General features: G+C 56.8%; 17 protein-coding genes, 1 tRNA gene and 5 pseudogenes. 7 read left to right on the top strand and 16 right to left on the bottom strand.

The window, feature by feature from the left end; all coding sequences use genetic code 11:
• Nucleotides 1-62: 62 nt before the first annotated feature.
• Nucleotides 63-500 (top strand): Lrp/AsnC family transcriptional regulator, encoded by a 438-nt coding sequence (locus tag F8N21_RS20110; RefSeq protein ID WP_150643767.1) that lies wholly within the window; start codon nt 63-65, stop codon nt 498-500.
• Nucleotides 501-624: 124 nt separating this feature from the next.
• Here F8N21_RS20110 and F8N21_RS20105 read toward each other — a convergent pair whose 3' ends face one another.
• Nucleotides 625-1,296 (bottom strand): Bax inhibitor-1/YccA family protein, encoded by a 672-nt coding sequence (locus tag F8N21_RS20105; protein WP_150643766.1) that lies wholly within the window; start codon nt 1,294-1,296, stop codon nt 625-627.
• A 124-nt stretch (nt 1,297-1,420) separates the two neighbouring features.
• Here F8N21_RS20105 and F8N21_RS20100 point away from each other — a divergent pair.
• The 4 genes from F8N21_RS20100 (at nt 1,421) to F8N21_RS20090 (ending at nt 4,272) form a co-directional block, all read left to right on the top strand.
• Nucleotides 1,421-1,508: transfer RNA gene (locus F8N21_RS20100), tRNA-Ser, on the top strand.
• 207 nt (nt 1,509-1,715) lie between these two features.
• The gene (locus tag F8N21_RS30525) at nt 1,716-1,892 is read left to right on the top strand and encodes a hypothetical protein (RefSeq protein WP_191624361.1); all 177 of its coding nucleotides are present in this window, start codon (nt 1,716-1,718) and stop codon (nt 1,890-1,892) included.
• A 373-nt stretch (nt 1,893-2,265) separates the two neighbouring features.
• On the top strand, nt 2,266-3,192 hold the full coding sequence (locus F8N21_RS20095) for a transporter (protein WP_150643765.1): 927 nt from the start codon (nt 2,266-2,268) through the stop codon (nt 3,190-3,192).
• A 243-nt stretch (nt 3,193-3,435) separates the two neighbouring features.
• Nucleotides 3,436-4,272: a hypothetical protein gene (locus F8N21_RS20090; RefSeq protein ID WP_150643764.1), complete on the top strand. Its 837-nt coding sequence runs from the start codon at nt 3,436-3,438 to the stop codon at nt 4,270-4,272.
• A 37-nt stretch (nt 4,273-4,309) separates the two neighbouring features.
• Here the strand turns inward: F8N21_RS20090 and F8N21_RS20085 are convergent, their stop codons facing one another.
• The 6 genes and pseudogenes from F8N21_RS20085 to F8N21_RS20055 form a co-directional block, all read right to left on the bottom strand.
• A complete protein-coding gene (locus tag F8N21_RS20085; RefSeq protein WP_150643763.1) occupies nt 4,310-5,191 on the bottom strand; it encodes an HlyD family secretion protein in 882 nt (293 codons plus the stop codon).
• A 27-nt stretch (nt 5,192-5,218) separates the two neighbouring features.
• Nucleotides 5,219-5,425, bottom strand: a complete 207-nt coding sequence (locus tag F8N21_RS20080) for a DUF1656 domain-containing protein (protein ID WP_150643762.1) — start codon at nt 5,423-5,425, stop codon at nt 5,219-5,221.
• Nucleotides 5,412-7,374 (bottom strand): annotated as a pseudogene (locus F8N21_RS20075) (FUSC family protein). Before F8N21_RS20075 ends, F8N21_RS20080 begins: the two are co-directional and overlap by 14 nt.
• Before the next feature lie 867 nt (nt 7,375-8,241).
• Nucleotides 8,242-8,352 (bottom strand): annotated as a pseudogene (locus F8N21_RS31035) (maturase); the annotation flags it as partial.
• A gap of 106 nt (nt 8,353-8,458) precedes the next feature.
• Nucleotides 8,459-8,908, bottom strand: coding sequence for a potassium channel family protein (locus tag F8N21_RS20060; RefSeq protein ID WP_150643761.1), 450 nt, complete (start codon nt 8,906-8,908; stop codon nt 8,459-8,461).
• Between the two features lie 176 nt (nt 8,909-9,084).
• Nucleotides 9,085-10,170, bottom strand: a complete 1,086-nt coding sequence (locus F8N21_RS20055) for an AI-2E family transporter (protein ID WP_150643760.1) — start codon at nt 10,168-10,170, stop codon at nt 9,085-9,087.
• A gap of 349 nt (nt 10,171-10,519) precedes the next feature.
• On the opposite strand from F8N21_RS20055, the gene F8N21_RS20050 reads away from it, so the two are divergent.
• On the top strand, nt 10,520-12,379 hold the full coding sequence (locus tag F8N21_RS20050; RefSeq protein ID WP_150643759.1) for an ABC transporter ATP-binding protein: 1,860 nt from the start codon (nt 10,520-10,522) through the stop codon (nt 12,377-12,379).
• A 332-nt stretch (nt 12,380-12,711) separates the two neighbouring features.
• On the opposite strand, the gene F8N21_RS20045 is transcribed toward F8N21_RS20050, so the two are convergent.
• The 7 genes and pseudogenes from F8N21_RS20045 to F8N21_RS20005 all read right to left on the bottom strand — a co-directional run bounded on the left by F8N21_RS20045 (nt 12,712) and on the right by F8N21_RS20005 (nt 21,233).
• Nucleotides 12,712-14,847, bottom strand: coding sequence for a calcium-binding protein (locus tag F8N21_RS20045; RefSeq protein ID WP_150643758.1), 2,136 nt, complete (start codon nt 14,845-14,847; stop codon nt 12,712-12,714).
• 492 nt (nt 14,848-15,339) lie between these two features.
• On the bottom strand, nt 15,340-15,504 hold the full coding sequence (locus F8N21_RS31030) for a DUF6527 family protein (protein ID WP_224788258.1): 165 nt from the start codon (nt 15,502-15,504) through the stop codon (nt 15,340-15,342).
• Nucleotides 15,505-15,527: 23 nt separating this feature from the next.
• Nucleotides 15,528-16,037 (bottom strand): glycoside hydrolase family 104 protein, encoded by a 510-nt coding sequence (locus tag F8N21_RS20035; protein ID WP_150643757.1) that lies wholly within the window; start codon nt 16,035-16,037, stop codon nt 15,528-15,530.
• Nucleotides 16,037-16,444: a DUF1353 domain-containing protein gene (locus tag F8N21_RS20030; RefSeq protein WP_150643756.1), complete on the bottom strand. Its 408-nt coding sequence runs from the start codon at nt 16,442-16,444 to the stop codon at nt 16,037-16,039. The genes F8N21_RS20035 and F8N21_RS20030 overlap by 1 nt, the downstream gene beginning before the upstream one ends.
• A 44-nt stretch (nt 16,445-16,488) precedes the next feature.
• Nucleotides 16,489-19,243, bottom strand: a pseudogene (locus tag F8N21_RS20020) (host specificity protein J); the annotation flags it as partial.
• 59 nt (nt 19,244-19,302) lie between these two features.
• Nucleotides 19,303-19,884: a tail assembly protein gene (locus F8N21_RS20015; RefSeq protein ID WP_150643755.1), complete on the bottom strand. Its 582-nt coding sequence runs from the start codon at nt 19,882-19,884 to the stop codon at nt 19,303-19,305.
• Nucleotides 19,885-20,297: 413 nt separating this feature from the next.
• Nucleotides 20,298-21,233: a hypothetical protein gene (locus tag F8N21_RS20005; RefSeq protein ID WP_150643753.1), complete on the bottom strand. Its 936-nt coding sequence runs from the start codon at nt 21,231-21,233 to the stop codon at nt 20,298-20,300.
• Nucleotides 21,234-21,851: 618 nt separating this feature from the next.
• On the opposite strand from F8N21_RS20005, the gene F8N21_RS20000 reads away from it, so the two are divergent.
• The gene (locus tag F8N21_RS20000; protein WP_150643752.1) at nt 21,852-22,376 is read left to right on the top strand and encodes a retropepsin-like aspartic protease; all 525 of its coding nucleotides are present in this window, start codon (nt 21,852-21,854) and stop codon (nt 22,374-22,376) included.
• Between the two features lie 196 nt (nt 22,377-22,572).
• On the opposite strand, the pseudogene F8N21_RS19995 reads toward F8N21_RS20000, so the two are convergent.
• Both F8N21_RS19995 and F8N21_RS19990 read right to left on the bottom strand, forming a co-directional pair.
• A pseudogene (locus F8N21_RS19995) lies at nt 22,573-23,334 on the bottom strand (C40 family peptidase).
• Nucleotides 23,335-23,337: 3 nt separating this feature from the next.
• Nucleotides 23,338-23,487, bottom strand: a pseudogene (locus F8N21_RS19990) (phage minor tail protein L); the annotation flags it as partial.
• Between the last annotated feature and the right edge of the window lie 260 nt (nt 23,488-23,747).

Here is a 23,747-nt window from a genome sequence, read left to right as displayed (position 1 = left end):
CTAAAATCTATTTCTACCTTTCTTATCAAGGCATATCGAACCATTTGCCTAACGAGGTTTATATGACCGACGACATTGACCAAGTGTTGATCGCCGCGCTGATGGCAGACTCGCGACGCTCACTTAAAGCATTGGCCCAGATCAGCGGCCTGTCGTCACCGAGCGTCGCCGAACGGCTGCGCCGCCTCGAAGAACGCGGCGTGCTCAGGGGCTACACGGTCGAGATAGACCCGAAATGTTTTGGCTATCAACTCCAGGCCATTGTCCGCATCCGCCCGCTTCCGGGCCAGTTGCAGGAAGTCGAACGGCAGATCCAGGCCATCCCCGAATTCACCGAATGCGACAAGGTCACGGGTGATGACTGCTTCATCGCCCGCCTGCACGTGCGCTCAATGGAACAACTGGACACCCTGCTCGACCGCCTCAACAGCCACGCCGAAACCAACACCGCGATCGTCAAGAAGACCCCGGTCAAGCGCCGGTTGCCACCGATGCTGTGAATGCTTTGCAGCATTGTCATCAGCGAATGCTATTGCCCTGCCGGGCACCACTTGATGATCGATGAGCCGATTTTCAGACAATAAAAAACCCGCCGAAGCGGGTTTTTTTATTCACGGCTGGTGATCAGTCATCGCGGCTCATGATGCCGAACAGCTGCAACAAGCTGATGAACAGGTTGTAGATCGATACATACAGGCTGATGGTCGCCATGATGTAGTTACGCTCGCCGCCATGGATGATGGCGCTGGTCTGGAACAGGATGCAGACCGAGGAGAACAGCACGAAGCCCGCGCTGATCGCCAGTTGCAGGCCGCTGATCTGGAAGAACAGGCTGGCCAGCACCGCGCCCATCAGGACAAAGAAACCGGCGGTGATGAAACCACCGAGGAAGCTCATGTCCTTGCGGGTGATCAGCACATAGGCCGACAGGCCGCCAAACACCAGCGCAGTCATCGCAAAGGCCGAACTGACAACTTCAGCGCCGCCCTGCATGCCCAGGTAACGATTGAGGATCGGGCCCAACAGGAAGCCCATGAATCCGGTCAGGGCGAATGCCGACACCAGGCCCCATGCCGAATCGCGCAGCTTGTTGGTGAGGAAGAACAGCCCGTAGAAGCCGATCAACACCACGAAAATGTTCGGGTAGCCAACGCGCATCTGCTGCGCCATGAACGCCATCACGCCGCTGAATGCGAGGGTGAGAGCGAGTAGGCCGTAAGTGTTGCGCAGGACGCGGCTAACCTCTAGCTGCTCAGCCTGCACGCTGTTATTAACTGCGTAATCCTGTTCGCGCATGGCGACACTCCTGTTGGTTTGAAACGTTCAGTCGCAAAGATCATAACAGACCCCCTGCAACAAGCTACGCAGAGAGTTTGACAGTGTGTTTCATTCAGGTATTATGGCGCCCGCAACGCAATACGGAGGTGTGGCCGAGTGGTTTAAGGCAACGGTCTTGAAAACCGTCGACTGTAACAGGTCCATGAGTTCGAATCCCATCGCCTCCGCCATATTTGTACGACAAAGCCCTGATTTTTCAGGGCTTTTTCGTTTCTGGGGTTTGGCGAAAATCCGACCACACCCGAAGCGTTACAAAACTTTTCGGGTGGCGTTACAAAACTATCCCGTTTTCCCCGCCTTCCCGCATCCTGCCAACACCCCCGATTAGCATCCGAGAAATCCTGCTGCTACGCTGAAAACTCCACGGAGGATTCGCTATGCCAAACTCAGATCTGCTCCCTTCCCTGCTCTTCAAGATCAACGAAAACCAACTCGCCCTTGAGGCTGCCATCCTGGAGCTTTCGAACTGGGTGGAGATGCGCGGATCGGCCGACGTTGGCGACAATGTGCGCGGCGCCCTGGACACGATCGACCGGAATGAGGAGTTCATCTAGATGACACTCGCGGTACTCATGACACCTGAGTGATTTCCCGTCTCCAGCTCTAGGCTCCGACGTCGTACCTGCTGAGCGAGACCAGTTACAAGCTGAGTGAAGCTGGCCCAATGATGGATTGGGCGTAGCTCTCCCCCAACGCCCCAGCCAGACTGGCTAATCCGCTGCAACTTCTTCGCTTTGTAGCAATTTCTAAGCAAGCCGTAATAACTGCCTGACAGGGGCACTGCCGGTACTATGCTTGTACTTTTTATCGAAAGGAGTCGACGCTATGCTTGGTGATTATTCGCTGTCGGATGTGCTCGAGAGGATGCAGATGCGCTACAACAATACGTAGAACTCTGGGGTCCTCACAGGAAGCGAGCGAATGTGAATGAAACACAAACTCCGCGTCGTCAGGTTGGTCCGGTTCACGTCCGCTTCGCTCATCATAGTAGCCCCCGGTGCAGTCGCAGAGGATCTCGAACCCAGGTCCTACGCCAATACGCCGGTCGGAATCAATTTCCTGCTCATGGGCTACAGCGATCTCAACGGCAGCGTGACGGCCAACCCGTCAATCCCGCTCCAAGATGCCAAGCTCAACATAAAGACTGTCGTGTTTGCCTTTGCCAGATCTCTGGACGTCTGGGGTCGCTCCGGGAAGTTCGATATCGTCGTGCCTGAGGCAAGATTGACGGGCTCTGCTCTGCTCGCCGGTGAACCCAAGGAGCGTAATGTTACTGGGTTGATCGATCCAAGATTCCGCTTCTCGGTCAACTTACATGGCGCCCCGGCGATGTCCCTGGCTGAGTTCCCCAGCTATCAACAAGATGTGATTATCGGCGTCAGCCTGGCGATCACGGCGCCGCTCGGCCAATACGACGCTAGCAGGCTGGTAAATCTCGGCAACAATCGCTGGTCATTCAAGCCTGAACTTGGGGTTTCCAAGCGCCTGGGGCAAGTGACCCTGGAATTATCCGGCGCGGGAACCTTTTACACCGACAACGACGAGTTACTCGGCGACCACGTACTTTCCCAGAACCCGATTTACCAGGTACAGGGGCATCTTATCTATGCCTTTAGCAACGGTGTTTGGGCGTCGCTGGATACGACCTACTTCGCTGGCGGGAGTAGCTCAGTCGATGGAGTCGGTAACCACGATTATCAGGAAAACACACGCTACGGATGCACCCTCACGCTACCGTTGAACCGGAACCATTCGCTAAAGCTGAATGCGAGTAATGGCGGGCATACCCGCACGGGCAGCGAATACGATGTCATTGGCATAGTCTGGCAGTATCGCTTCGGCGGAGGGCTTTGAAACAAAGGATTTACGCTACATTCCATTCATGCCTTCGTGAGACATTTATCTGATGCTGTTACCTGCCATTTGTGACAGGCAACTATCGGCCAAGAGCGGCCGGTCGAGAATGACCACAAGCGGTCATAGAAGGTTTGGCGCTGAAATCGCGCGACACCAACATTATGCCTACGTCTACACTCCATCAGAGCAACTTACGATGTAAGCGTGTGGACTGCTGGCCACGGTGGTCGCGTTGCTCGCATGCGGCGCAAACCTTCTCGACGACGGTATGAACGCCAAGGTGATGGCTATGCGCAATTTTCACTCATGAACCATTTAGCTATCGGACTGATCGCCTTCGTAGCTATCTTCGGCGGCGCTATGATCGGGATCTTCGCTGCGCAGTCTCTGCCCGAGCATCACCTCAGCAATGAGTCGCGCAATGCAATCTCTGTTTCAGCGGCGGTTGTCGGCACGCTTTCAGCCTTGGTGATCGGCTTGATGATTTCGACAGCGAACAGTTCGTTCTCGACACGATCGAGTGAAGTGTCCAGGATCGCCGTCGACATCGTCCGCCTCAACCGCGTGATGCAGCGCTACGGGCCAGAAGCGGATGATGCGCGTGCCAAGCTGCGCACCTACGCGGAAGCGAAAATGCAGGAGTTGTTCCCGGCGGTTGGGGAACCGTCACCGTCAAGCGAAGCGACTGTCCGGATGATCGAGGCGACACAGGAATCGATTCTACTGCTTGTTGCGACTGATTCCAGACAGAACTGGCTGCGCTCACAGGCTCTCACGCTGTCGGACGATGTGTTACAGGCGAGCTGGTTGCTTGCGGAACAACGTGGCAGCAATATCCCGATGCCGTTCCTGATTCTGCTGATCTTTTGGCTTAGCCTTGTTTTCTCCAGCTTCGGCTTGTTCGCACCTCGCAATGCCACGACGATCGCCGTTTTCTGCCTCTGTTCTATTGCGGTTGCGGGAGGCATCACAATGATCCTGGAGCTGGACTCGGCCTTCTCAGGTCTCGTCCGTGTCTCTGGCGAGCCGTTGCGCCAAGCGCTGGCCGAGATCATTGTCAGAAAGAGTGCTCTGTAGATTTCCTATCTATCCTATCAAGGCGTAACAGTACTGTTTACTGAGAATTTAGAGGTTTTTCTGCGCCCTCCAGGATGTTCACACTGGCTGTCATACCGGTGCTAAGGTGAGTGTTGGCAGGCACTTTAACCAGTTTAATCCGTACGGGAATTCGTTGCGCTAACCGGACCCAGTTGAACGTTGGCTGAACATTGGCCAGCAACTGATGATCGGGTGTCGTATTGCTGTCGGTGATACCGCTACTGATGCTCTCAACTCGACCCTCCAAAGGGACCCCGCCGCTCATCAGCAGGACTCGTGCCGACATACCCAAGTGAATCCTGGGTAGTTTGGTCTCTTCAAAGTAAGCCGTGACGTAAAATGATTGCTGATCAATCACTGCCATGACGGCCTGTCCGGCCTGCACATAATTGCCTCGGGTCAACCGAAGGTTCGTCACCTGGCCGTTGCGCGGCGCACGTACATCGCTGCGCGACAGGTTCAATTCGGCCAACTTCACCTGGGCCAGCGCTTCCTGATATTGACTGCCAGCAATCGAGGCGTTGAGTTGCGCTGTTTCCTTGTCTTCGGCACTAATGGCGGTGAGGCCCAATTTACTTCGCCGCAAAGATTCGTTGCTGCGCTGCAAAAACTGTTGATGGTGAGTCTGGGCCACTGCCTTTGCATAATTCAGGTTTGCCTGATAGCGATCTCGATCGATACGCATCAATAAGTCGCCGGCCTTCACTTGCTGATTGTCCTGAACGGGTAGTTCTGTGACCCAACCCGACACGTCCGGTGCAATCACCACTACATCGGCGCCTACGCGCGCATCACGTGTCCAGGGCGACAGCATGTAGAAATTCCATAACCAGATCGCCGCGAGTACGGCGGCGCCAGCGACCAGGACGGTGAACAATACGCGAACATAGATACGCATAGTTTTTCTCTTTATGCCCTACACACTCTACGAACCTGAGAGGGTCCAGGTGATTGTCACGAAGATCAATATGAACACCGCGCACTCAAATAACGCATCGTGCCAGACCCATCGCCATATAGGCGTGAACTCCAGCAGCCAGAACACGCCGAAGGTCAGGCCGAGTGCCAGAACCGCGTAGACCAACAGAGGACTGAGATACACTCCGCCCCATGACCACTCATGCAATCCCACATTCGTCCTCCCGCTGGCACCAATGCTTCCAGAGTGTCTGAATTTCAACCAATGATGCTTGCGCCAGTTGCGAGGCTTGCGAATGGGTGCGCTGCAATGCCTTGTTGAGATGCTGACTCAGGTCGCTTAATAGAAGAGCGCTTTTAGGGACCGGGCCGAATGCGAACAGCTGGCCAAGCTGTGCCAGGAACCAGTCACACTCGTTACGCAAACTGCTGTCTGCATCGTTCAAGCAAGTACGTAACTGAATCAACTCATTACCCAGATCCATAGCCAATAGTCCATCATTCCAATGTTTCGAATCACCTCCAGGTGATAGTTGAGCCAAACGTAGCAGGCGATCCGCCATGCGCCCACCGAACCAGTTGTCAGCCTGTGCCAAGGGATAGCGTGTCAGTCGAGCGAGATCATTACAGACCGAGTTGAGCAGTCGTCGGTTAAACCAGCCCGATGGCAGGGTTAACAAACGAAAGACGAGCACCGCGAAGCATCCCCCTACCAGTGACCCTACTGCCGAATTGAGTAATGCGGAGAAGTCGTAATGCATCTGATTGCTCGGCGACACCAGAATAATGAACTGCATGACAAACGCCGTGGGCGTTGGCGTCAGACGTGGTTCGGCTACCCCCAACGCACCAAGGAATAACGGCACACCGAGGGCTAGACAGAGCAGTGGAAAACCACTCCATTCAGGCAACATCCATTGTGTAACGATAGCCGCAACCGGGATTGCATAGAGGAAGCCGCGGACCATACCCATGGCGATGGCAGCCCCATTCTCGCGGTTGGCGAACAAGCTACAGAGAACGGCCGATAGCACGATTGCCCCAATTGCGGATGGCCAAGCGCTGGCATACCAAAAGGCCGAAAGCCCAAGCACAACCAAGGTGCTGCGCAAACCATAGAACAGAGACTGCATCCCATCTCGGTGCCAGGATAAAGTACCCGGATCACCAGCGACCCTCTCGCCGCTGGTAACCGCCGACATTGATTGCTCAGCCCTTGTGGAGTTGAGCAGCAGTGCTGAACAGCGGTCCAGACAACACCGCACGACGTTGGAGCGCTGTTCTTGCGCCGAAGCTTGCGCCAAGCGATCGCGCAGGATTGAAATCGCGACAGCGTTTGGTTGCTCAAGCTGCTCGGCGACCTGCTCAAGGCAAGGTTGCAAGCGCTGAATATCTTCAGTTGATAGCAGATTACGCTGAAGCGCCACGCCCCGTGCCGTGCGCAACAGGCCAAGCAACTCGCGCGATAGCACGCGCAACACCCGCGCGCGATGGCGTCCACGAAAACCTTCGAACCGAACATGGTCGCGCAGCACATCCGTCGCGACAATCTTACTCAGCGCAGCAAGCAAGGTTTTGGTTTCGCGTACTGCGGTGCTGATTTCTATCTTTGCGGCCTGCATGCTGGCCAGCCAGGTCATGCGTGCTTGTTTTTCAAGATTTTGTTCAACCCGCTGCGGCCAGATCAAAGCGCTGAACAATGATGCGCAGATAATTCCCAGACTGATTTCAGTGGCGCGGGCAACGGCTTGATCGAACACATGCAGCGGCTGGTTGAGCGTCGGTAAACCAATAATCGCCACGGTATAGCCGGATAGCACGAAGGCATAGGAAACGAAGTTATGCAGGCTGGTCGAGGCGACGGTACACAGCCCCAACCATAGAGAAATCGCCAGCAGAAAGAGCCAAGGGGTCTGCGCGAACAGACCCGTTATCAACACCGACATGACGGCGCCAACCAACGTGCCTGCCAAGCGGAAGATGCTTTTCGACACCACCATCCCTGACAAAGGCTGGGACACGATGAAGACGGTCATCAAGCGGCTCCTGCAAATCGAAACGAAACGCCAGCCAAAGCGCCAGTTCCGCGGCGAGAAGTGTCTTGATTGCGAACTTTAGCGCCAAGGGTGTCGGCGCGAAAAAAGCTTTCCATGAGTCACTCACCGGAGTTTCTTCCAGGAATTCACCGTTTTGATGCTAACCAGAAAATTCCACAAGGAAGCCTCCCAGTTTGTCGCCGCTGAGACCATCCTTGGCTGACACTGACCACGGTTTGCTCAACCAGTGACGTATGTGCGCGAAACTGCTTTTTTTTTACTGCAACGACCGCAGGTACCAGTCTTCCTGGACTCGTTGATCTTCGTAGCTGAATTTAAGTCTAGGTCGTTTTTTGCATGGGTGAACGAAGACGCACGATGCTCTCAAATCTATCCAGATGCCGGCATTCTCAGTGGAAACCACCCGAGCGATTCATGCCCTTCGAGTCCGACATGGTGTGCTCGAAATGTTGGGGTTGTACGCCCCCCAAGGCGCGGTTGGATGGCTGTCACCTGCAGTCCTCCTTTCGAGAAAATGGCGTTCAAGGGGAGCGAAGGATGCTTTCCGAAGGTCGACGACTTTCACGCGTCCTAGTTGCCTTGCCGTCAATCGACTAGATTGAAGCGACACCTCCATTGCTGCAACTGTTGGGTGTCTGGGCCATAAAGCCATGGCGGTTGTTCGCGCCAATTGAGGGCGTGACCGGGATCCTCATGTACGGTTTATCCACAGGCATCTTCTTCGCGATGGTTAATCACATTTATCAACTGGCTCACACGAAAACCAACGACAATCACAAGTCCTGATGGATTCTTATTTGCAGGCACTCCTATGTGGACGCTTAAGCTCACAACTCGGGCCAAAGTACATCGTGGTCATGGGTTGGTAGTTGATCGCCAGCGCGGACATGCTTTTCTACAGGATCGAGTAGGAGGCGAATTTATATCCGCCGTCCTTTCACACCACCGTACGTACGGTTCGGTATACGGCGGTTCAGGTTAAGCGGCTCAGCCGGGTTATCGTGTCCAGTATTGAGACCAGCCCGAGTCGATCCCATAGTTTCTTCGTCAGCGCCTGATTCATATGGGGTGCTCCCGAGTTCCACCGCTCATCACAAGTACTAGGTCCCAAAAAAACCCTCAATCCAGTCAACGCTGATACTTTGATGAGTGACTGTTTCTAGGCCGATTACAGCTTTTCCCTGTCTCGCCTATGGACGTTCGCGATGTTGTAACCTGTCCATGTTGTGTTTTATGACATCCATCACCGCAGCTGTCATCACCGAGGTGGAGACACCAAACATCAGGATACCGTTGGCCGCTTCTAGTGGTCCGAGCAGACGCCAGCGTGTGGACATAATGATATCGCCGTAGCCCAGCGTGGCGAAGTTGACCCCTGAGTGATACAGCGCAGCGGCGAAGTTGTCGAACTCATCGAGAAACATGAACAGCGCTGCCCAGATGGCAATCTGCATGAAGTTACTAAGCAACATTAGTAACATCACCATAGACAACATTAGGATATTCAGCAGATGTGATGCTTGACCTGGTTGGACGTGCCTGAATCGCACGTAATAACGCAGGCATATGGTCACGAAAATGGCCTGCATTAACAAACAGAACAAAGTCACCGGGAGGCCAGCCATTAGATTGAGCAGCATGAGGACCTCCTCAACAGGTGGACTGCCGCACGGGGCGGCGTTGATCGAGCAAATTGACCGTTAGGCTGGCATTCAGGGCAACGATGATTGAAAGCCGAGGTCCAGCCCTCCCATCAGGAGTAGCCGGCCTGGGCGAAATGATAGAAACATAGGCCGGTCAGGTCTTCGGCTGGTCGTCAGGCGCGCTGGCTTGCGGGCTGGTCCTGCACCCACTGCCAGAACAGCTGATAGCCGACCGCAAGCACCACCGGGCCGATAAACAGACCGAGGATGCCGCTGGTGACCATGCCCCCCAGCGCCCCGATCAACACCACCGGCATCGGCACATCGACACCGCGCCCCAACAGCAGTGGCTTGAGTACGTTATCCACCAGGCCGGCAACGAACACATAGATGGCGAACACAATGGTCGCCGTACTGGCACCCTCGGTGGCAAAAACAAAGACAATCACCGGCAGGGTAATCAGGGTCGCCGGTAACTGCATGATCCCGAGCAGCAACACCGCCAGGGCCAGCAGTCCGGCGCCGGGGATTCCCTTGAGCACGAAGCCAGTGCCCACCAGCAGCATCTGGATAAAGGCGATGCCGACCACCCCCAGCGCTACGGCACGGATAGTGGCGGTGCACAGTCCGGCGAATTGCGGCCCCTTGACCGGACCGTGGATGCGCGAAGCGATCTGCACCGCACTGCGGCTGCCACCCTCGCCATAGGCCATGAAGATACCGGCGATGATCAGGGCGAAGATGAAGCTGATCAAACCCATGCTGACCCCGGCGAGTTTGCTCAACAGGGTCAGGCTGATCCCTTTGATCTGCGGGATGAACTTGTGCATCAGTTCCGACAGATCGGTGGTGGCTTGCAACCAGAAGCCATACAGAGGCTTGCCCACCAACGGCCAATCGGCTACCGAATCGGCCGGTGGAGGAATATGGATACTGCCGCTTTTGAGCATGGTCATCACATGCCCCACCGAGTCAGCAATCGAGGTGCCCAACAGGTAGATCGGTACCATGAGTATGCCGATGGCGATCAGCACGATCAGCGTCGCGGAGCGCCCCTCGTTGTTACCCAGCATACCCTTGAGCCGGCCTTGCAGTGGGTAGAGGGTGATCGCCAGGATCAGCGACCAAAGCATCAGGTGAAGGAACGGGTGGAAGATCTGGAAGCAAAAAATCACCAGAACGGCGATTAGCCCGGCGCGAATCAGTACATCGAGCAGACCACGGGAAAATGCCTTCTCGGAGATGGGCGCGGGCGTCATTGATTGCCTCCCAGCAGAGCGCTGCAAAGGTACGAGATCGGTAAGCCAAGCATAGACGCTCAACTGTTGGTCGTAGACAACTACGTTTTTCCGTACGCGATTCCTCTCGACCGTCCGCTCCCTGGCCACAACGACCGAGCGCTGCAACGGTAGCGAACGGCTGAAATGGGTCGAGAGCGGCGCTCCGAGACCGCCCCGTCTTGGCCCCGCCGAATGTCTGAGTTCCCCCACTCGGCAACCCAACTTCCAGGGCAACATGCCAATAGAGCCATACCCGCCACTCCACATAACCCTCAAAGTAACCTTTAAATGGCAGAATCTCCTTAACTTGATCGTTCCGGAGACCACCATGCTTCGCGCATTTGAACAAAAACTCGACCCCTTCCCGCCCGACGAGGTACAACCGCCACCCGAAGGCCTGGCTCGGTTCCTTTGGGCATGCACACGGGGCGCCCGCGGCTATATTATTGCGTTTGCGCTGCTCAGTGCCGGTGTGTCGATCTACGAAGCCTGGTTGTTTTCTTTCCTCGGTCAGGTCGTGGATCTGCTCTCGACCTGGCAGGCAGGTGGTGATGCGGCTGCGCAGGAAAGTCGCGTGTTGTGGGGCATGGGCATCGTAATGCTTACCAGCATCGGGCTGGTGGCGTTGCGGACCATGGTGCAGCACCAGATATTGGCGATCAATCTGCCGTTGCGGCTGCGTTGGGACTTCCACCGCCTGATGCTGCGGCAAAGCCTTTCGTTCTTTTCCGATGAGTTCTCCGGCCGGGTCACCACCAAGGTGATGCAGACTGCGCTGGCCGTGCGCGACGTGCTGTTCACCCTTATCGAGATCGCACCCGGAATCGGGGTGTATTTCATCGCGATCATCGTACTGGCCGGCGGCTTCGCACTGAAACTGATGCTGCCTTTCGTTGCCTGGATCGTGTTGTTCGGGCTGGCCATGCTCTACTTCGTGCCCCGCCTGGGGAAAGTCGGACAGGAACAGGCCCATGCGCGCTCCTCGATGACCGGACGTATCTCAGACGCCTACACCAACATCACGACAGTGAAGCTGTTCTCCCATTCCAATCGTGAAGCGCACTTCGCGCGCGCGGCCATGGAGGATTTCAAGCAGACCGGCTTTCGTCAGATGCGCCTGGTCAGCCAATTCGAGATCGTCAACCAAGCGTTGGTGGTGGCGTTGATCATGGCAGCAGGCGGTTATACGCTTTGGCTGTGGCACCTGGGCGAAGTCGGCACAGGTGCCGTGGCGGCGATTACCGCCATGGCGTTGCGTATCAACGGCATGTCGCACTGGATCATGTGGCAAATGACCTCGTTGTTCGAGAGCATCGGCACCGTGCAGGATGGCATGGCAACCCTTACCCGCGGCCCAAAGGTGCAGGATGCGCCGGACGCGGGCGTCCTGGTGACCTCCGGCGGGGCGGTAACCTTCGACAATGTGAGCTTCAACTACAATGGCGAACGCCAGGTGCTCGATGGCCTGAGCCTGAACATTCGCCCGGGCGAAAAAATCGGCCTGGTAGGCCGCTCCGGCGCGGGCAAATCCACGCTCATCAACTTGCTGCTGCGCTTCTATGATGTCGACAGGGGGCAGATTCGCATTGACGGGCAAGACATTGCGCACGTGACGCAAGACAGCCTGCGCAGCGCCATCGGCATGGTCACCCAGGATACTTCCCTGCTGCACCGTTCCATTCGCGACAACATCGCCTACGGCCGACCCGATGCAAGCGACGCACAAATCCGCAGTGCCGCGGCCAATGCCCAGGCCGATGAGTTCATCAGTCAACTGAGCGACCGGCAAGGTCACTGCGGCTACAACACCTTGGTGGGCGAGCGCGGCATCAAGCTTTCGGGCGGCCAGCGCCAGCGCGTCGCGATTGCCCGAGTGATGCTCAAGAACGCCCCGATCCTGCTACTTGACGAGGCTACCAGTGCGCTGGATTCGGAAGTCGAAGTGGCCATTCAGGAAAGCCTCGATAAAATGATGCAGGGCAAAACCGTAATCGCCATCGCCCATCGGTTGTCCACGATTGCGGCAATGGATCGACTTATTATCATGGATGATGGACGCATCATCGAACAGGGCACCCACACCGAATTGCTCGCTAAGAACGGCATCTATGCGCGGCTGTGGCACCATCAGAGTGGCGGGTTCCTGGGTGAGGATCGGGGGGTGACCGAGGCTATGGATCAGGTATGAGCGTGAACGGCCCGAGGATGATCTGCAAGCGGCTGCTTTGGGTCGACTCAGGCCAGTCACGGCCGGCAGCAGTCGACCGGGGCTGTGTGAAAACGTTTTAAATACCCAGCACTGATGGTTTGCTGATCAATTTTGGCGTTACCTCGCAAATTCTGAGCAATCCAACTTGGTCAAACTCCAATGATTTCGCGTAGCAACGCGAACCTTGAATTTCATCGGGAAGTTTTCACACAGCCTGGAGCCAAAGCTGGCATTCGCAGCAAGAAAATAAATCAGTCCCCTTTTCCTCTGCATGCTCACGCCATCACCGGGCGTGAGCATGCGCCGATCACTTAGGTAAAGGCGAAGTCCGCCTCGGTGATGGCGGCCTGTGGGACGCCGATCAAGGTTATGCTTCCCACACCCGGCTGGCCAGTGACGCTAATGACAGCCTCGCCGAACTGTTCTCCAACGGTGAGATTCGCGAAGGCCAAACCGCTGGTGCTCAGGTCGATCAGGTCAGTGCCGTCCTCGAAGTCGGCGATAGTGTCCGTTCCCCAGAGGGCACCGAACTGGAACCTGTCCGCATCGAGGCCGGGTTCGAACTGGACGCTGCCGACCATGAAGTCATCCGCCGCACTGCCCACCAGCAGGTCTTCCCCCGTGCCACCAATCATGAAGGCGCCAGCACTGCCGGACTGCAGTGTGTCGTTGCCTTCATTCCCCTCAAGGGTCGTCTGGAAAGCGAACTCGGCGCTGCTGCCGATCACCAAGTCGTTCCCGGCACCGCCGAAGGCACTGCCGAAATCCTCGATGGTGAGCGTGTCGTTACCCTCGCCGCCGAACAGATTATCCAGGCCAGTGCCGCTCAGCAGCACGTCATCACCGGTACCGCCATCGAGCAGGTCCTCGCCCGCCTGGCCGAACAACTGGTCGTTGCCGCCGAGGCCGAAGATTTTATCGTCCCCATCGGTGCCGACGATGATGTCGTTTCCATCGGTGCCAGCCGTGACGAAGACGGTATTGTTACCGAAATCGTCCACCGTGAAGTTCTTGACGCCGAGGAACTTCACCGTGAAGTCGGTGCTGTCGAGCCGGCCGTTGTCATCCTCGTCCGCTATCAGCCAGGTATTGCCCTGGCGGACCGTGTAGAGCAGGTCGGTGATGCCGTTGCCACCGCCGACCAGTACCGCGCCAAGCTGTGGATTGAGCGTGACCTGACCACGAAATACGAACTCATCGACCAGTTCGATCGTATCGCCCCCGGCCACACCTGCGCCCTGGAAGTCCTGGACCGTATCGAAGGTCGCGAAGGGTGAGTTCGGGTTGAACGAGCCGAGGAAGAACTCGAACTCGTCATCGCCGGCGCCGCCGTTCAACTGGTCTGCCCCGGCGTCGCCTTCGAGCACGTCGTCACCATTGCCGCCGAACAACTGGTCGTTGCCGGCATCGCCGAACAGTTCGTCGTTGCCGTCCTCGCCAAACATCTGGTCGTTGCCGTCTTCGCCGAACAGGTCATCGTTACCGACCCCGCCGAACAGCTGGTCGTTACCGGCATCGCCGTCTAGCGTGTCGTTGCCTGCACCGCCACTCACTATGTCATTGCCGTTGCCGCCGGCAAGCAGCGGGTCATTACCGGCACCACCGTCAATGATGTCGGCGCCGTCGTTGCCCGTGATGCTATCGCGGTCGTCGCCACCGTTCAGGATGTCATTGCCGAGCCCACCGGTCAGCAGATCGTTGCCCGCGCCACCGTTGAGGATGTCGTTGCCGGCGCCGCCGTCGACGATGTCATTGCCGTTACCAGCGTTAATCACATCGTTTCCACCGAGCGCGAAGATCCTGTCGACCTCTGCGGTGCCGTTGATCACGTCATTGCCTTCGGTGCCACGCAGGACAAAGGGCGTGGTGCCGAAATCGGCTTTTACGAGGTTGTGCCGACCCGTCAGTTGTACGGAGAAGTCCGTGGCGTCAAACACGCCGTTGTCGTTGGAGTCCGCGAACAGCAACGTGCTGGCGGCACCTGCGACATAGAAGACCTCGGTGAAGCCGTTGCCGCCGAAACCGAGCGCAGCGCCCAGCGTAGGTACCGTGGTGCGAGCCCCCTCGAAAACCAGCCGGTTGCTCGCGGAGAGGACCAGGGTGTCACCACCAGCAACGCCAGCGCCCTGGAAGTCGGTCACCGTGTCGCGGGCCAGGGAAGTGGAGTCCGAGCCACTGCCGACAAACCAGCTGAAAGTGTCATTATCCGCGCCACCGGTCAGCGTATCTGCACCGGCATTGCCCGTGAGACTGTCGAGTCCGATGCCACCGCGAAGCAGGTCGTCGCCGTCACCACCGGAGATATCATCGTTGCCGTCACCACCTTCTATTGTGTCGTTACCTCCTTCACCCAGGATAAAGTCGTCGCCACCAAGGCCGAAGATCTGATCGGCCTCCGGGTTGGCAAATATAAAGTCGCTTTGTGCGGTCCCATTGATTACAGCCATGGTTCTACCCTCCCTGAAGGAGATAGTAAGCGTGAATTGGCGTACAGCGGGTTGAGGCAAGTTAACATTAGCTACTGATCCTCGGTATGGGAGGCTGGAGTCACATCTTTTTGCATCTCTCCCCAATGACCGCCCCCTGATGAATACATCAAGGCATCCCGTTTTTTGGATGGCCTGACTGGGCCGATTTCTGCCCGTCGCCATCGTCAGCTTTGGGTCGATTGTGTTGAAAAAGTCGACCCGGCCTGGCTACCCATTTACTGAACGGTGAACATGCCATGTTTGCACGCTGCTACGCCAAATCTGAGCCTTAAACCTTCTGCGCAAAGCACGAATTTCAAGCTCGAGCGCGTACTTTTCTGTTGTGAAAACAGAAGTCGACTTTTTCAACAGAATCGGTCGATTGCGGTCAGTCAGACTCGCCCAGAAATCGCGTTTGGATGGGTATTACCACGCCTTCTGCCTGCATCGCCCTTGCGAACGCTCAGGCCATCAGAATCTACCGCGCCAGCACCTAAGGGGTGTGAAGGTCGGCTTCTCGACATCGCCGTTCCAGCCCCAGCGTGGCCCTGGGCCTGGACCGCGCGAAATGCCGTGGATAATGTCGCAGCCCGGGCATTCGAAGAAAAGCCGAACCTTTTCGGACTTGGCCAGCACACGCGACAATCTCCGAAAGGCGGTCACGACAGCAGCCCACCCGCCAGGCGGTACCGCCTGATCAGATCGTCAACCCGATGCTCACGCTGCCCATAACCTGCGCCCGGCAGGCTGGTCCAAATGTTTCGGCACTTGGCGATCGACGTCTCGATCCGCCCGGCATGAGCGTCTGGCAAAGCACGGCATTCCCGAATGTGCTGGAGGGCCAGCAGGTCCTGACTGATTGGACTGAAATCCGGCAGAGCGAGTTGGGCGCGGTAGTGCGGCCAGTCCTTGAGCATCTGCTGATAGCGGCCAGAGGCGTTCGAAGTCAGCCCGCGGCTATTGATGAGCTTGGACTTCCGGCCCCGGGCAAAGGGGTGATCGGTGAAGTCCTTGAACACCTCCGGCTTCTTGTCGATGCCGGTGACGATCACGTCGTAGCCATCCATGGCCGTAGCCGGCGAGATGCTGGTGCCCTCCGCCCAGGCCAGCATGTCGAGGAAGGCAAGCGCATTGCGGTTGCCCGCCCGGCTCTCTGAAAGTCTTGTCATCACTTATCTCCAGACCTAAAAAACCCCGAACTGGTCGGGGTCTGCTTGTATTGTTTGGAACCACCTATTCGGACGCCAGCCCAGAACAGCCAGGCTCGCCATCGTGCAACGCCCTCAGCCCTGAGCGCCCGGTACAGAACCGCGTCAGCTTCCTTGCGACTGACATGGCCGACCTTGTAAAGCCAGTCATGCACCGTCGCGGCGTAGTTGCCGTAACTGGACACCAGGGCGAACAGCACGAACAAAAAGGCGTTGTGCAGTACCTTGATGCTCGCAAAGTCCGTGACGAAGCCGGCAGGCACGGTGATTACGCGCTCCTGCTCGTCGGCCAGCACCAGGTCGGCCAAGAGGATGTGTGTCCACTTGCCGGCCTGTTCGGTTTTCAGCTTGGTGACGAATCGGCTCATGTCGGCCAGCCCTCTTCCAGCATTTCCGCCGTATAGGTTCCGGCCTCCATCGCAGAGAGCAATTCAGACTCCCGGGTGTAGCACGTCTGCACGTAATCGCCGACAGCATCACCAATCGCAATAAGCTGATCAGCCGTAAGCCGGACGAAGGTGTTGCTGGACAGCTTCCAGTCGACCGTATAGGCGGGATCGCGCTGGGCGCGCATGGAGGCGGCGGTCAGTTTGTTCGCTGCGACCTTTTGCACAACAGAGCCGGCCAGAGTTGGCGGGCCATCGATCAGCTCGATGCGCTCCAGCAGGGTCTGGCCCAGTTCGGTCTCGCTGATCTGACCGGCAATCTGTTCAAGGATCGGCCCGGCGTCCGCACTGGCCTGCCCCACCACTCCATTGCCAACTGGATAGAACGGACCGATGTTGCCAGTCCGATCGATCAGGCGCGCCCAGAAGAAGAACTGCGCACCTGCCTGCAGGCTCTGCATGGAGTAATCGGATTGCGGGTAGGCAAGGTCTGCCAGCTTGGTTGCCGATCCAACTACTGGAGTAGGCCCATACCAGATCTCGGTGCGTTGAGTGTCCTCCGCGCCAGCAGGGAAACCCCATTTGAGGCCAATACCGAACAGCAGGCTGGTGGCGGTCAGCGATGTAACTGCCGGCGGCGTGCCTACCTTGCCATTGAGTTGAGTCAGGTTTGAGCTTTTCCAGATCGACGCAATCTCGAAGGAGCTCACCGCGCGGACACGCGCCAGGTAAGCACCGGAGTAAATGCCGATTACGTCAACGCCCAAGGCACCCGTGCGCTGGACCTTGATCCAGTTGCCATTGTCCTTACGCCATTCCACGTCATACGCCACGGCGCCCGGTACGGACGGCCAGGCAATGGTCATCGTGGTGACGGCCAGGCCCTGGGCAATGATGGAGTTCGCAGTCAGGGTAACGCTGGCAGGCGCCGGAACGACGCTGATCGGAATCACGCTGATTGGTCGTTCTTCCAGGCGCGCGCCGGTGTCGATGTGCGCGAACTTGCTCGGGTCGTACTGAATCGCGGTGATTTCGAAGACGCCAGGCTCTGGCCGCGAAACGCTGGTGACGCGATACAGCGGGATAGCCAGGTCGTCGGCGTCCAATGCCCAGACAAGCTGGGGCTCGGGCGCGACGAAATAAGTAGCGGTCACCGTCACGGCGCGACCACTAACCGATTGCACGGTGCGCGCCTCGCACTTGCCGCTGGGCAGGTTCAGGATCAGCCGATCACCGGCCTTGGCCTGAGTGTCGCGGTCCAAGGTGACGACGCGCCCTGCCACTGCCGAGATTCGGCCGCCAACTGCGCGGCCCGCAAGCAGTTCATCCGCCACCGGGATGACGTAGCCAGGCAGCGGGATACGACCGTCGAGGCCCACCTTGAAGGAAATGCCACGATCTCGGGAGTTCGTCAGCAACGCCCACTTGCCGCGGCGCTGGGCTTCCGATTCCCGGGTGCAGCCGATCGCACTGAGTTCCAGCGGATTGTCGCCATAACGGCGCTGTAGTTTCGGGTCAGTCACCGACGTGACGTCAGTGTCGTAGTTGTTCGCCGGGTCGTCGTAGCTGATCAGGGCGCGACTGTAGCGGGTGCGCTCCGATGCGCTCGAGTAGCTGAACTTGCCGTCGATGACATTCGCCCGGGTATAGGCGAAGTCGAAGTCGGTCGCGCGCGGCATGTCAGCCAGAGAGAAGACCTGGCATGCCCCGGTAGATAGCTGAGATGTCACGCAGCAGAGCCCAGGCGTCAGCCTTGCCCTGCAGGTTCAGGTTGCATATGAAGCGTGGCTCTTGCGCGCCCTTGCCGTCCGGCACCAACTGATCGCAGTACTGGGCAATCCGGTACAGCTCCCACTTGTCCACCTGCCACGGTTTGATGCGCCGGCCGAGGCCGAAGCGGTCGTTGGTGGTAATGCCGTAGGTGACCCAGGCCGGGTTATCGGTCCACGCCAGCTTGAACGTGCCGTCCCAAATCCCGCTGTAAGTGCGGGTTTCCGGGTCGTAGCTGGTCGGCACCTGGAACTTGCGAAGCTTGCACTCAAGCGTAACGGCAGGGATGTTGCGGAACTGTTCGGCAGAGAATTCGACATACAGCAGTGCCGTGTTCGGGTACCGCAGCTTGGCGTCGATCACCTCGGTGAAGCCGGCGATCTGCATGGTGTCGGCGATTTTGTTGTTGTTCTGGTTTACGGTGATGCGCGTCACTCGGAGCAACCAACCGCTGGTAGCCCCCGGCAAATCGATACGGCGACTGCGCTCGTAGGTGCTGGTGGTCTTGCCATCTACAGCTTCGCTCAACACCTGCTGATAGGCGCCGCCATCAGTGGCCAGTTCGACTTTGTACTCGATCCGATAGCCCTTGATGTTGTTGCTAACATCTACCGACTGCAGGGCTGGCCAGGCGAAACGCAGGCGCACGGCCGACAGTTCAGTGTTGCTGATTGCTCGAACCCATGGCGTGCCGCTGCGCAGCTCGATGCCCAGCGACGTTTCGTTCTCGACCGATGGAATGCCTTGGATATAGCTCTGATCTACCGAGCCGTTGCGGAACTCCCACTTCACATTAGGGAAGTTCATGTTGCCTTGCGGGTCCTGCAGCGGCGTGTTGTCGAGATAGATGTCCTGCGCAGTCGGCTCTCCGGCAAATTCGCCCTCACCCACTGCAATCAGGATCTTGGCTACAGCCACCGAGCGAAGGCTGTCCGGGGCTTCTGTCGGAGACTTTGGCTTGTCGGACCCGCCCTTGGCGCCGTGAATGTCGAGCTGTTGTGCTGCGCCCATGCGTTTCTCCAGGCAATAAAAAACCGCCTCATGGGCGGTTGCGGTATTCGATGGGCGAGCTACATCTGGTCTTCAGCGTAAATCGCGGCACTGATGATTGCTCCGCCCACCCGGCGCTTGCCGATGCAGAGCGGTACCGGGTTGCCGGATGCAGTGGTGTTCTTGGCGCTGCCGAAGGCGTAGCCGGGCGTGTTCTCGGGCGCAGCGCTGGTCTTTAGGCCCTTGGCTTGCGGGCTAAGCATCTGAATTACGCCGCCAGCTACCATCGCAATACCAACGGGCAATAAAGCCTGAAATCCCGGAATGAACGACGCGGCGATCAGAATCACGCCAACAATTGTCTGGAGTATCCCCGCCCGCTTGCTTCCGGTGATGACAGGGACAATTCGAATATCACCCTCCCCTTGATAGCCAAGCTCGCTCTCACCAATGTTCTTTTTCCCGCGAAACACGGCAAATTCAAGGCCGCGATCCCTACTTGAACTGATGAACCGCTCAAGCCCTGGAATCTGGACACATAATGCTTTGATCGCCTCTATCGGGGTACGGACGGACAGCCTGTAAGACTTGCCGAACTGACGAAGCAGGCCGCAAAGCCAGATTGTTGTCATTGGGTGATACTCGGTGGCGATAGCTGCCATGCGTTTCTCCAGGCAATAAAAAACCGCCCGAAGGCGGCCTATGGATTCTTCTTTTACAAGCAGTCGCGTACTGACCTCTCGATTTCGCTGCGACCATACCCGGGCGACCACGCCATACGCTGATACAGGGCAACGCTGCTTCCAGATGCGGACCGATTAACCTCAAGAAGTTCGTCGGTCGTCATGTCATTGCCGACGAGAAGCCTGTAACCACTCGTAGTTTCTGACATCGACGCCCCTGATCTAGCGTCCTGCCACCTTGGAAGAACACATAGAGCGTACTGTTTTGGTGTCTTTGCGGTCGATGCGCTGATGGTTGACTTTCCGCTTTTAAGGTCGCTAGGCGTAGAGCACCCCGCCAGCATCGCTACCGCAACCGCCCCTATCAAAATCCGCATGTAATCCCTCCCTAATCAATCAAATCGCTTAACTACACCATACTCCCCGCTGGAAAAATCGTTGAGATTTAACTCCGACGGTAAAGCCTGGCAGGAGTACGTCACATACTTTACTGGGGGGTTTCCGAAACGATCTTCTCTCCGATTGGCGCACTCTTTCCTGGCAGCAATAATGTAAAGAGGTTTCACTACTTCCTCATTCTGAACTTGCACCCCCATCGAGAAGCGAATCTTTTCGGAGTGAGCAAAGTCATTACCTGAGTCATGGTAATTACCTAAAAAGGTGGCGTAACTCTCCCACTTTACAAACTCGAAACCCATCTCACCCAAGCGTTTTAGCTTTCCATCCCGTGGAGCATAAACCGCCATAGCCATCAGGCTTGGATCTTTTTCTTTTGAGGAGTACGTCACCTGCGCTGTAACATATTGCGCACCGCGCTCTGCGTTTCGGTACTCGTACTCATCTCCGTGATCATTGTACTGCCATCTGCCGCCTAGCTTAGCGGAAAGCAAGTTGACGGAAGTAGAAGTTCCTATGAACGTGTTCTTTACTGGAATGCCCTTGAAGCCTGAAGCGGCCAGCCTCGCAAGCTCCTTTTCTTTAGTTTCGCGCTCAGAAACCAGATTATTCAATAGCTTAGTAGCCAAAGCGCTTTCTGGCGAGTCAGGATATTTGTTCCTCAAAGCATCAACAGCAGCGCTAACATCAGACTCGTTTTTGTGGGCTATTGCTTCGCGAACATTTACAAGAAGGAGATGTGGGCTTTGCTTTAGTTGTAAGTTTTCAGACTCCAGTTCTTTCACACGATTATTGGCAAGTGAAAGCTGTGAGCGCAGCTGCTCTATTCCAGAGCGAAGCTGAGCAGCATCTTTCCTATATTTTTCTCCACCATCGCCACAACCAGACAGCAGCACCGCCCCTGTAATCCCTGCCACCATCAGACGCTTCATGCCGACCCTCCTAATTGAGGGCAGCAATCTACCACTATCGAGAGGATTGACCAAAACACCGCCGACGCGAGGTAAGGACATGAGCGAAGGGACAAGGCAGGTCGGCCCAGAATGCAAAAAACCCAGCACAAGACTGGGCTTTTTCACATCAGGGCATTCGAGATCTCAGGTCTGGCCAGATCAGATGCAAAATAGCCCAGCGATAGGCTGGGATATTTTCTGAGATTGGACGCCGTTACTTTTGCGGACGAACTTCAAGAATCGTGCACCCGGGATGCTTCTGCTCCAACTTCCTTTCGGCGTCCCGCTGATCCGACCCATTCTGGAGGACGTTTGCCATAGTGCTTCCGCTCTTCGTCTTCAACTTACAAACATAGGTGATTACTGCCATCTGTCTCCACTCCCTGAGTTTAGTGGCGGTCACTCTACATCATGAAAATGGCAAAGTGCCACTCTACGGCATCACATTCGCCCCGCCTGTACGAATACCCAGTAACGCCCCGCCACCCTCCGTAGTAGCCTCCTGCCTCCACGCAACGGATACCCCAGTCCTTTGCCTGCAAGCCCAAGGACTGGGATTGCGCCAATCTCGGCGCGGATAGGACCTAGGAGGTCAGAATGGAATCACAAGCAGAGAAGTCGAAGTCTCTTCCGCCAGAGGCATCTGGAACCCCAATATGCTTCCTACTTTCAGGGGAAAAACTATCGGAACAACCCATAGAACATAACATGATACCAATTCTTAGGATCGCGATTGCCCCGGTTTCGCTTGAAGACTTTAATCAACCGGCATCGGAAACTAGCGGTGAGTACATCGTTAACGCCTTGGTGGACACCGGCGCCGATGGCGTCTTTATAGACGAAGATTTTGCCAAGGCATCAGGGTTCCTGTCGAACCGGTCCACAGAAGTGTTTTCGGCAGGGTCAACAACAGAGCAAAAGATTTACCCTGCGGGCTTCCTGCTTCAAGACTCAAAATCGCACTACCGTCAGAATGCACAATTCATATCCATGCCACTCCGAAAAAACGGTAGGAAATACGATGTGGTGCTGGGTATGCAATTCCTAAGTAACGGCATTCTCACAATGGACTTTGACTCAAAGATTTTCCGGTTCGAGTTCACTACAAAGTCCAATAAATAGCATCTCGGAGGCATCTAGGACCTCGGGCTGCCGTAGCGGAACAGCTTTGATGGAGTCGTCCCAAAAGAAAGTCGGAACCGCAAGTTGTGTCGCTGGTGGAACTCCTGGACACAACCTTGCTGTCAACGCACTTGCTGCGACAGCTTGTCCTTTATCTATTTTTCCCACGCCTGTCACCTCCTGCGGCCCTGCCGCATCATGTGGTTGGTTGTGAGTCTTTGTGCCTGAGGATCAGGCGTGCGCGCTCCATCCACGGCCCGCCGAAGACGATCACCTCGGATGGCCGCCCATATAAATGGTGCAGTAGGAAAGGCCCGGGGCCGAACATGCCCGACTCTTCGCCTGGCAGTGCTGGGTCGGCGCCGAGGTAGATTCCTGCATGGTTCGGATGGACCGTCCGGCCGACAGCCATGACGATCATGTCGCCTCGCTGCGGCTGGTCGACCTTCACAAAACCAGCGGCTTCGTAGTTGGCTTCGTACAAGCTCGCGCTGTCAGTCCCACCAGACGTCTTCGCGCTTGAAGGCCTCGAACTCCAGCCTCCATTGTCGCTTGTACCAATCCGCGCAGACCTGCCAGCAGTCCCAGGCCCCATGCACGAACGGACGCTTCAGCAGCGGCGTGTCGCCGGTCGGGTTGATGGTGCGAAGAGGTCCGCCTCGGGCCAGCTCAGAATGTGCCAGGGCAATACCGTGGCCTCGCACATGGCCAAGTCCCGCGGTGACGGCCGGCTGGTGGCATCCGGATGCGAATGAAAGATGCCAATTACTTCGCCTACGTCTTCCGCTGCAGCGTAGTCCTCCGGATCAATCCGAAACTCTTCGCTCGGTTCGGTCGCAGTGTTGCGGCACGGGAAATACTGCTGCTTACGACCGATCGCCAGCAGCAACCCGCAAGCCTCTTTCGGGTACTCGGCCACCGCGTGCGCGTGCATCGCGTTCAAGATGTACTTGCGCATGGGTTAACTCCGAGCGATTAGGGAGACGGCTGGGAATCCGCCGTGGTTGAGTTCGTTGTTCTCGCCGAAGCGCAACTTGCAGGACTTCAGTCCGCCCTTGCACTCGTCCAGGCTCGGATCAGCAGTTGGTGCGTCGTCGTCATCGAGCATCGCTGACCAAGAATGCCCTCTATTTGCTGGAACGTGAGCGTCACAGAATCATCTGTTAGGTCTTTGAAATAATTGCCTAGGGGTTGGTACTTGCTCAATTTAGTGCTTCCCTGCGTTCGTACGAAAGGGACTAAGCATACTTCAAGTGTTCTAGCGGCAATAGCGTCAGCAGCTGTCGTCTAATTCCCCTATCCGGCTCCATGCTGGGCCGAACACAAATACCCACTTCAACGAATCACGCCAGCCGGCGAGGATCCGTTATG

The sequence above is a fragment of the Pseudomonas fluorescens genome, assembly GCF_902497895.1.
GTDB lineage: Bacteria > Pseudomonadota > Gammaproteobacteria > Pseudomonadales > Pseudomonadaceae > Aquipseudomonas > Aquipseudomonas fluorescens_BP.
Note: the sequence above shows the minus strand (reverse complement) of the source record. Positions and strands in the feature narration are given on the sequence as shown.

Excerpts from the sequence above, each read along its gene's own strand:
- F8N21_RS20035 (WP_150643757.1), bottom strand. The coding sequence starts at position 16,037 with ATGACAAGACTTTCAGAGAGCCGGGCGGGCAACCGCAATGCGCTTGCC.
- F8N21_RS20045 (WP_150643758.1), bottom strand. The coding sequence starts at position 14,847 with ATGGCTGTAATCAATGGGACCGCACAAAGCGACTTTATATTTGCCAAC.
- F8N21_RS20110 (WP_150643767.1), top strand. The coding sequence starts at position 63 with ATGACCGACGACATTGACCAAGTGTTGATCGCCGCGCTGATGGCAGAC.
- F8N21_RS20105 (WP_150643766.1), bottom strand. The coding sequence starts at position 1,296 with ATGCGCGAACAGGATTACGCAGTTAATAACAGCGTGCAGGCTGAGCAG.
- F8N21_RS20050 (WP_150643759.1), top strand. The coding sequence starts at position 10,520 with ATGCTTCGCGCATTTGAACAAAAACTCGACCCCTTCCCGCCCGACGAG.
- F8N21_RS20095 (WP_150643765.1), top strand. The coding sequence starts at position 2,266 with ATGAAACACAAACTCCGCGTCGTCAGGTTGGTCCGGTTCACGTCCGCT.
- F8N21_RS20005 (WP_150643753.1), bottom strand. The coding sequence starts at position 21,233 with ATGAAGCGTCTGATGGTGGCAGGGATTACAGGGGCGGTGCTGCTGTCT.
- F8N21_RS20090 (WP_150643764.1), top strand. The coding sequence starts at position 3,436 with ATGCGGCGCAAACCTTCTCGACGACGGTATGAACGCCAAGGTGATGGC.
- F8N21_RS20015 (WP_150643755.1), bottom strand. The coding sequence starts at position 19,884 with ATGGCAGCTATCGCCACCGAGTATCACCCAATGACAACAATCTGGCTT.
- F8N21_RS20085 (WP_150643763.1), bottom strand. The coding sequence starts at position 5,191 with ATGCGTATCTATGTTCGCGTATTGTTCACCGTCCTGGTCGCTGGCGCC.
- F8N21_RS20000 (WP_150643752.1), top strand. The coding sequence starts at position 21,852 with ATGGAATCACAAGCAGAGAAGTCGAAGTCTCTTCCGCCAGAGGCATCT.
- F8N21_RS20060 (WP_150643761.1), bottom strand. The coding sequence starts at position 8,908 with ATGCTGCTCAATCTAATGGCTGGCCTCCCGGTGACTTTGTTCTGTTTG.
- F8N21_RS30525 (WP_191624361.1), top strand. The coding sequence starts at position 1,716 with ATGCCAAACTCAGATCTGCTCCCTTCCCTGCTCTTCAAGATCAACGAA.
- F8N21_RS20055 (WP_150643760.1), bottom strand. The coding sequence starts at position 10,170 with ATGACGCCCGCGCCCATCTCCGAGAAGGCATTTTCCCGTGGTCTGCTC.
- F8N21_RS20030 (WP_150643756.1), bottom strand. The coding sequence starts at position 16,444 with ATGAGCCGATTCGTCACCAAGCTGAAAACCGAACAGGCCGGCAAGTGG.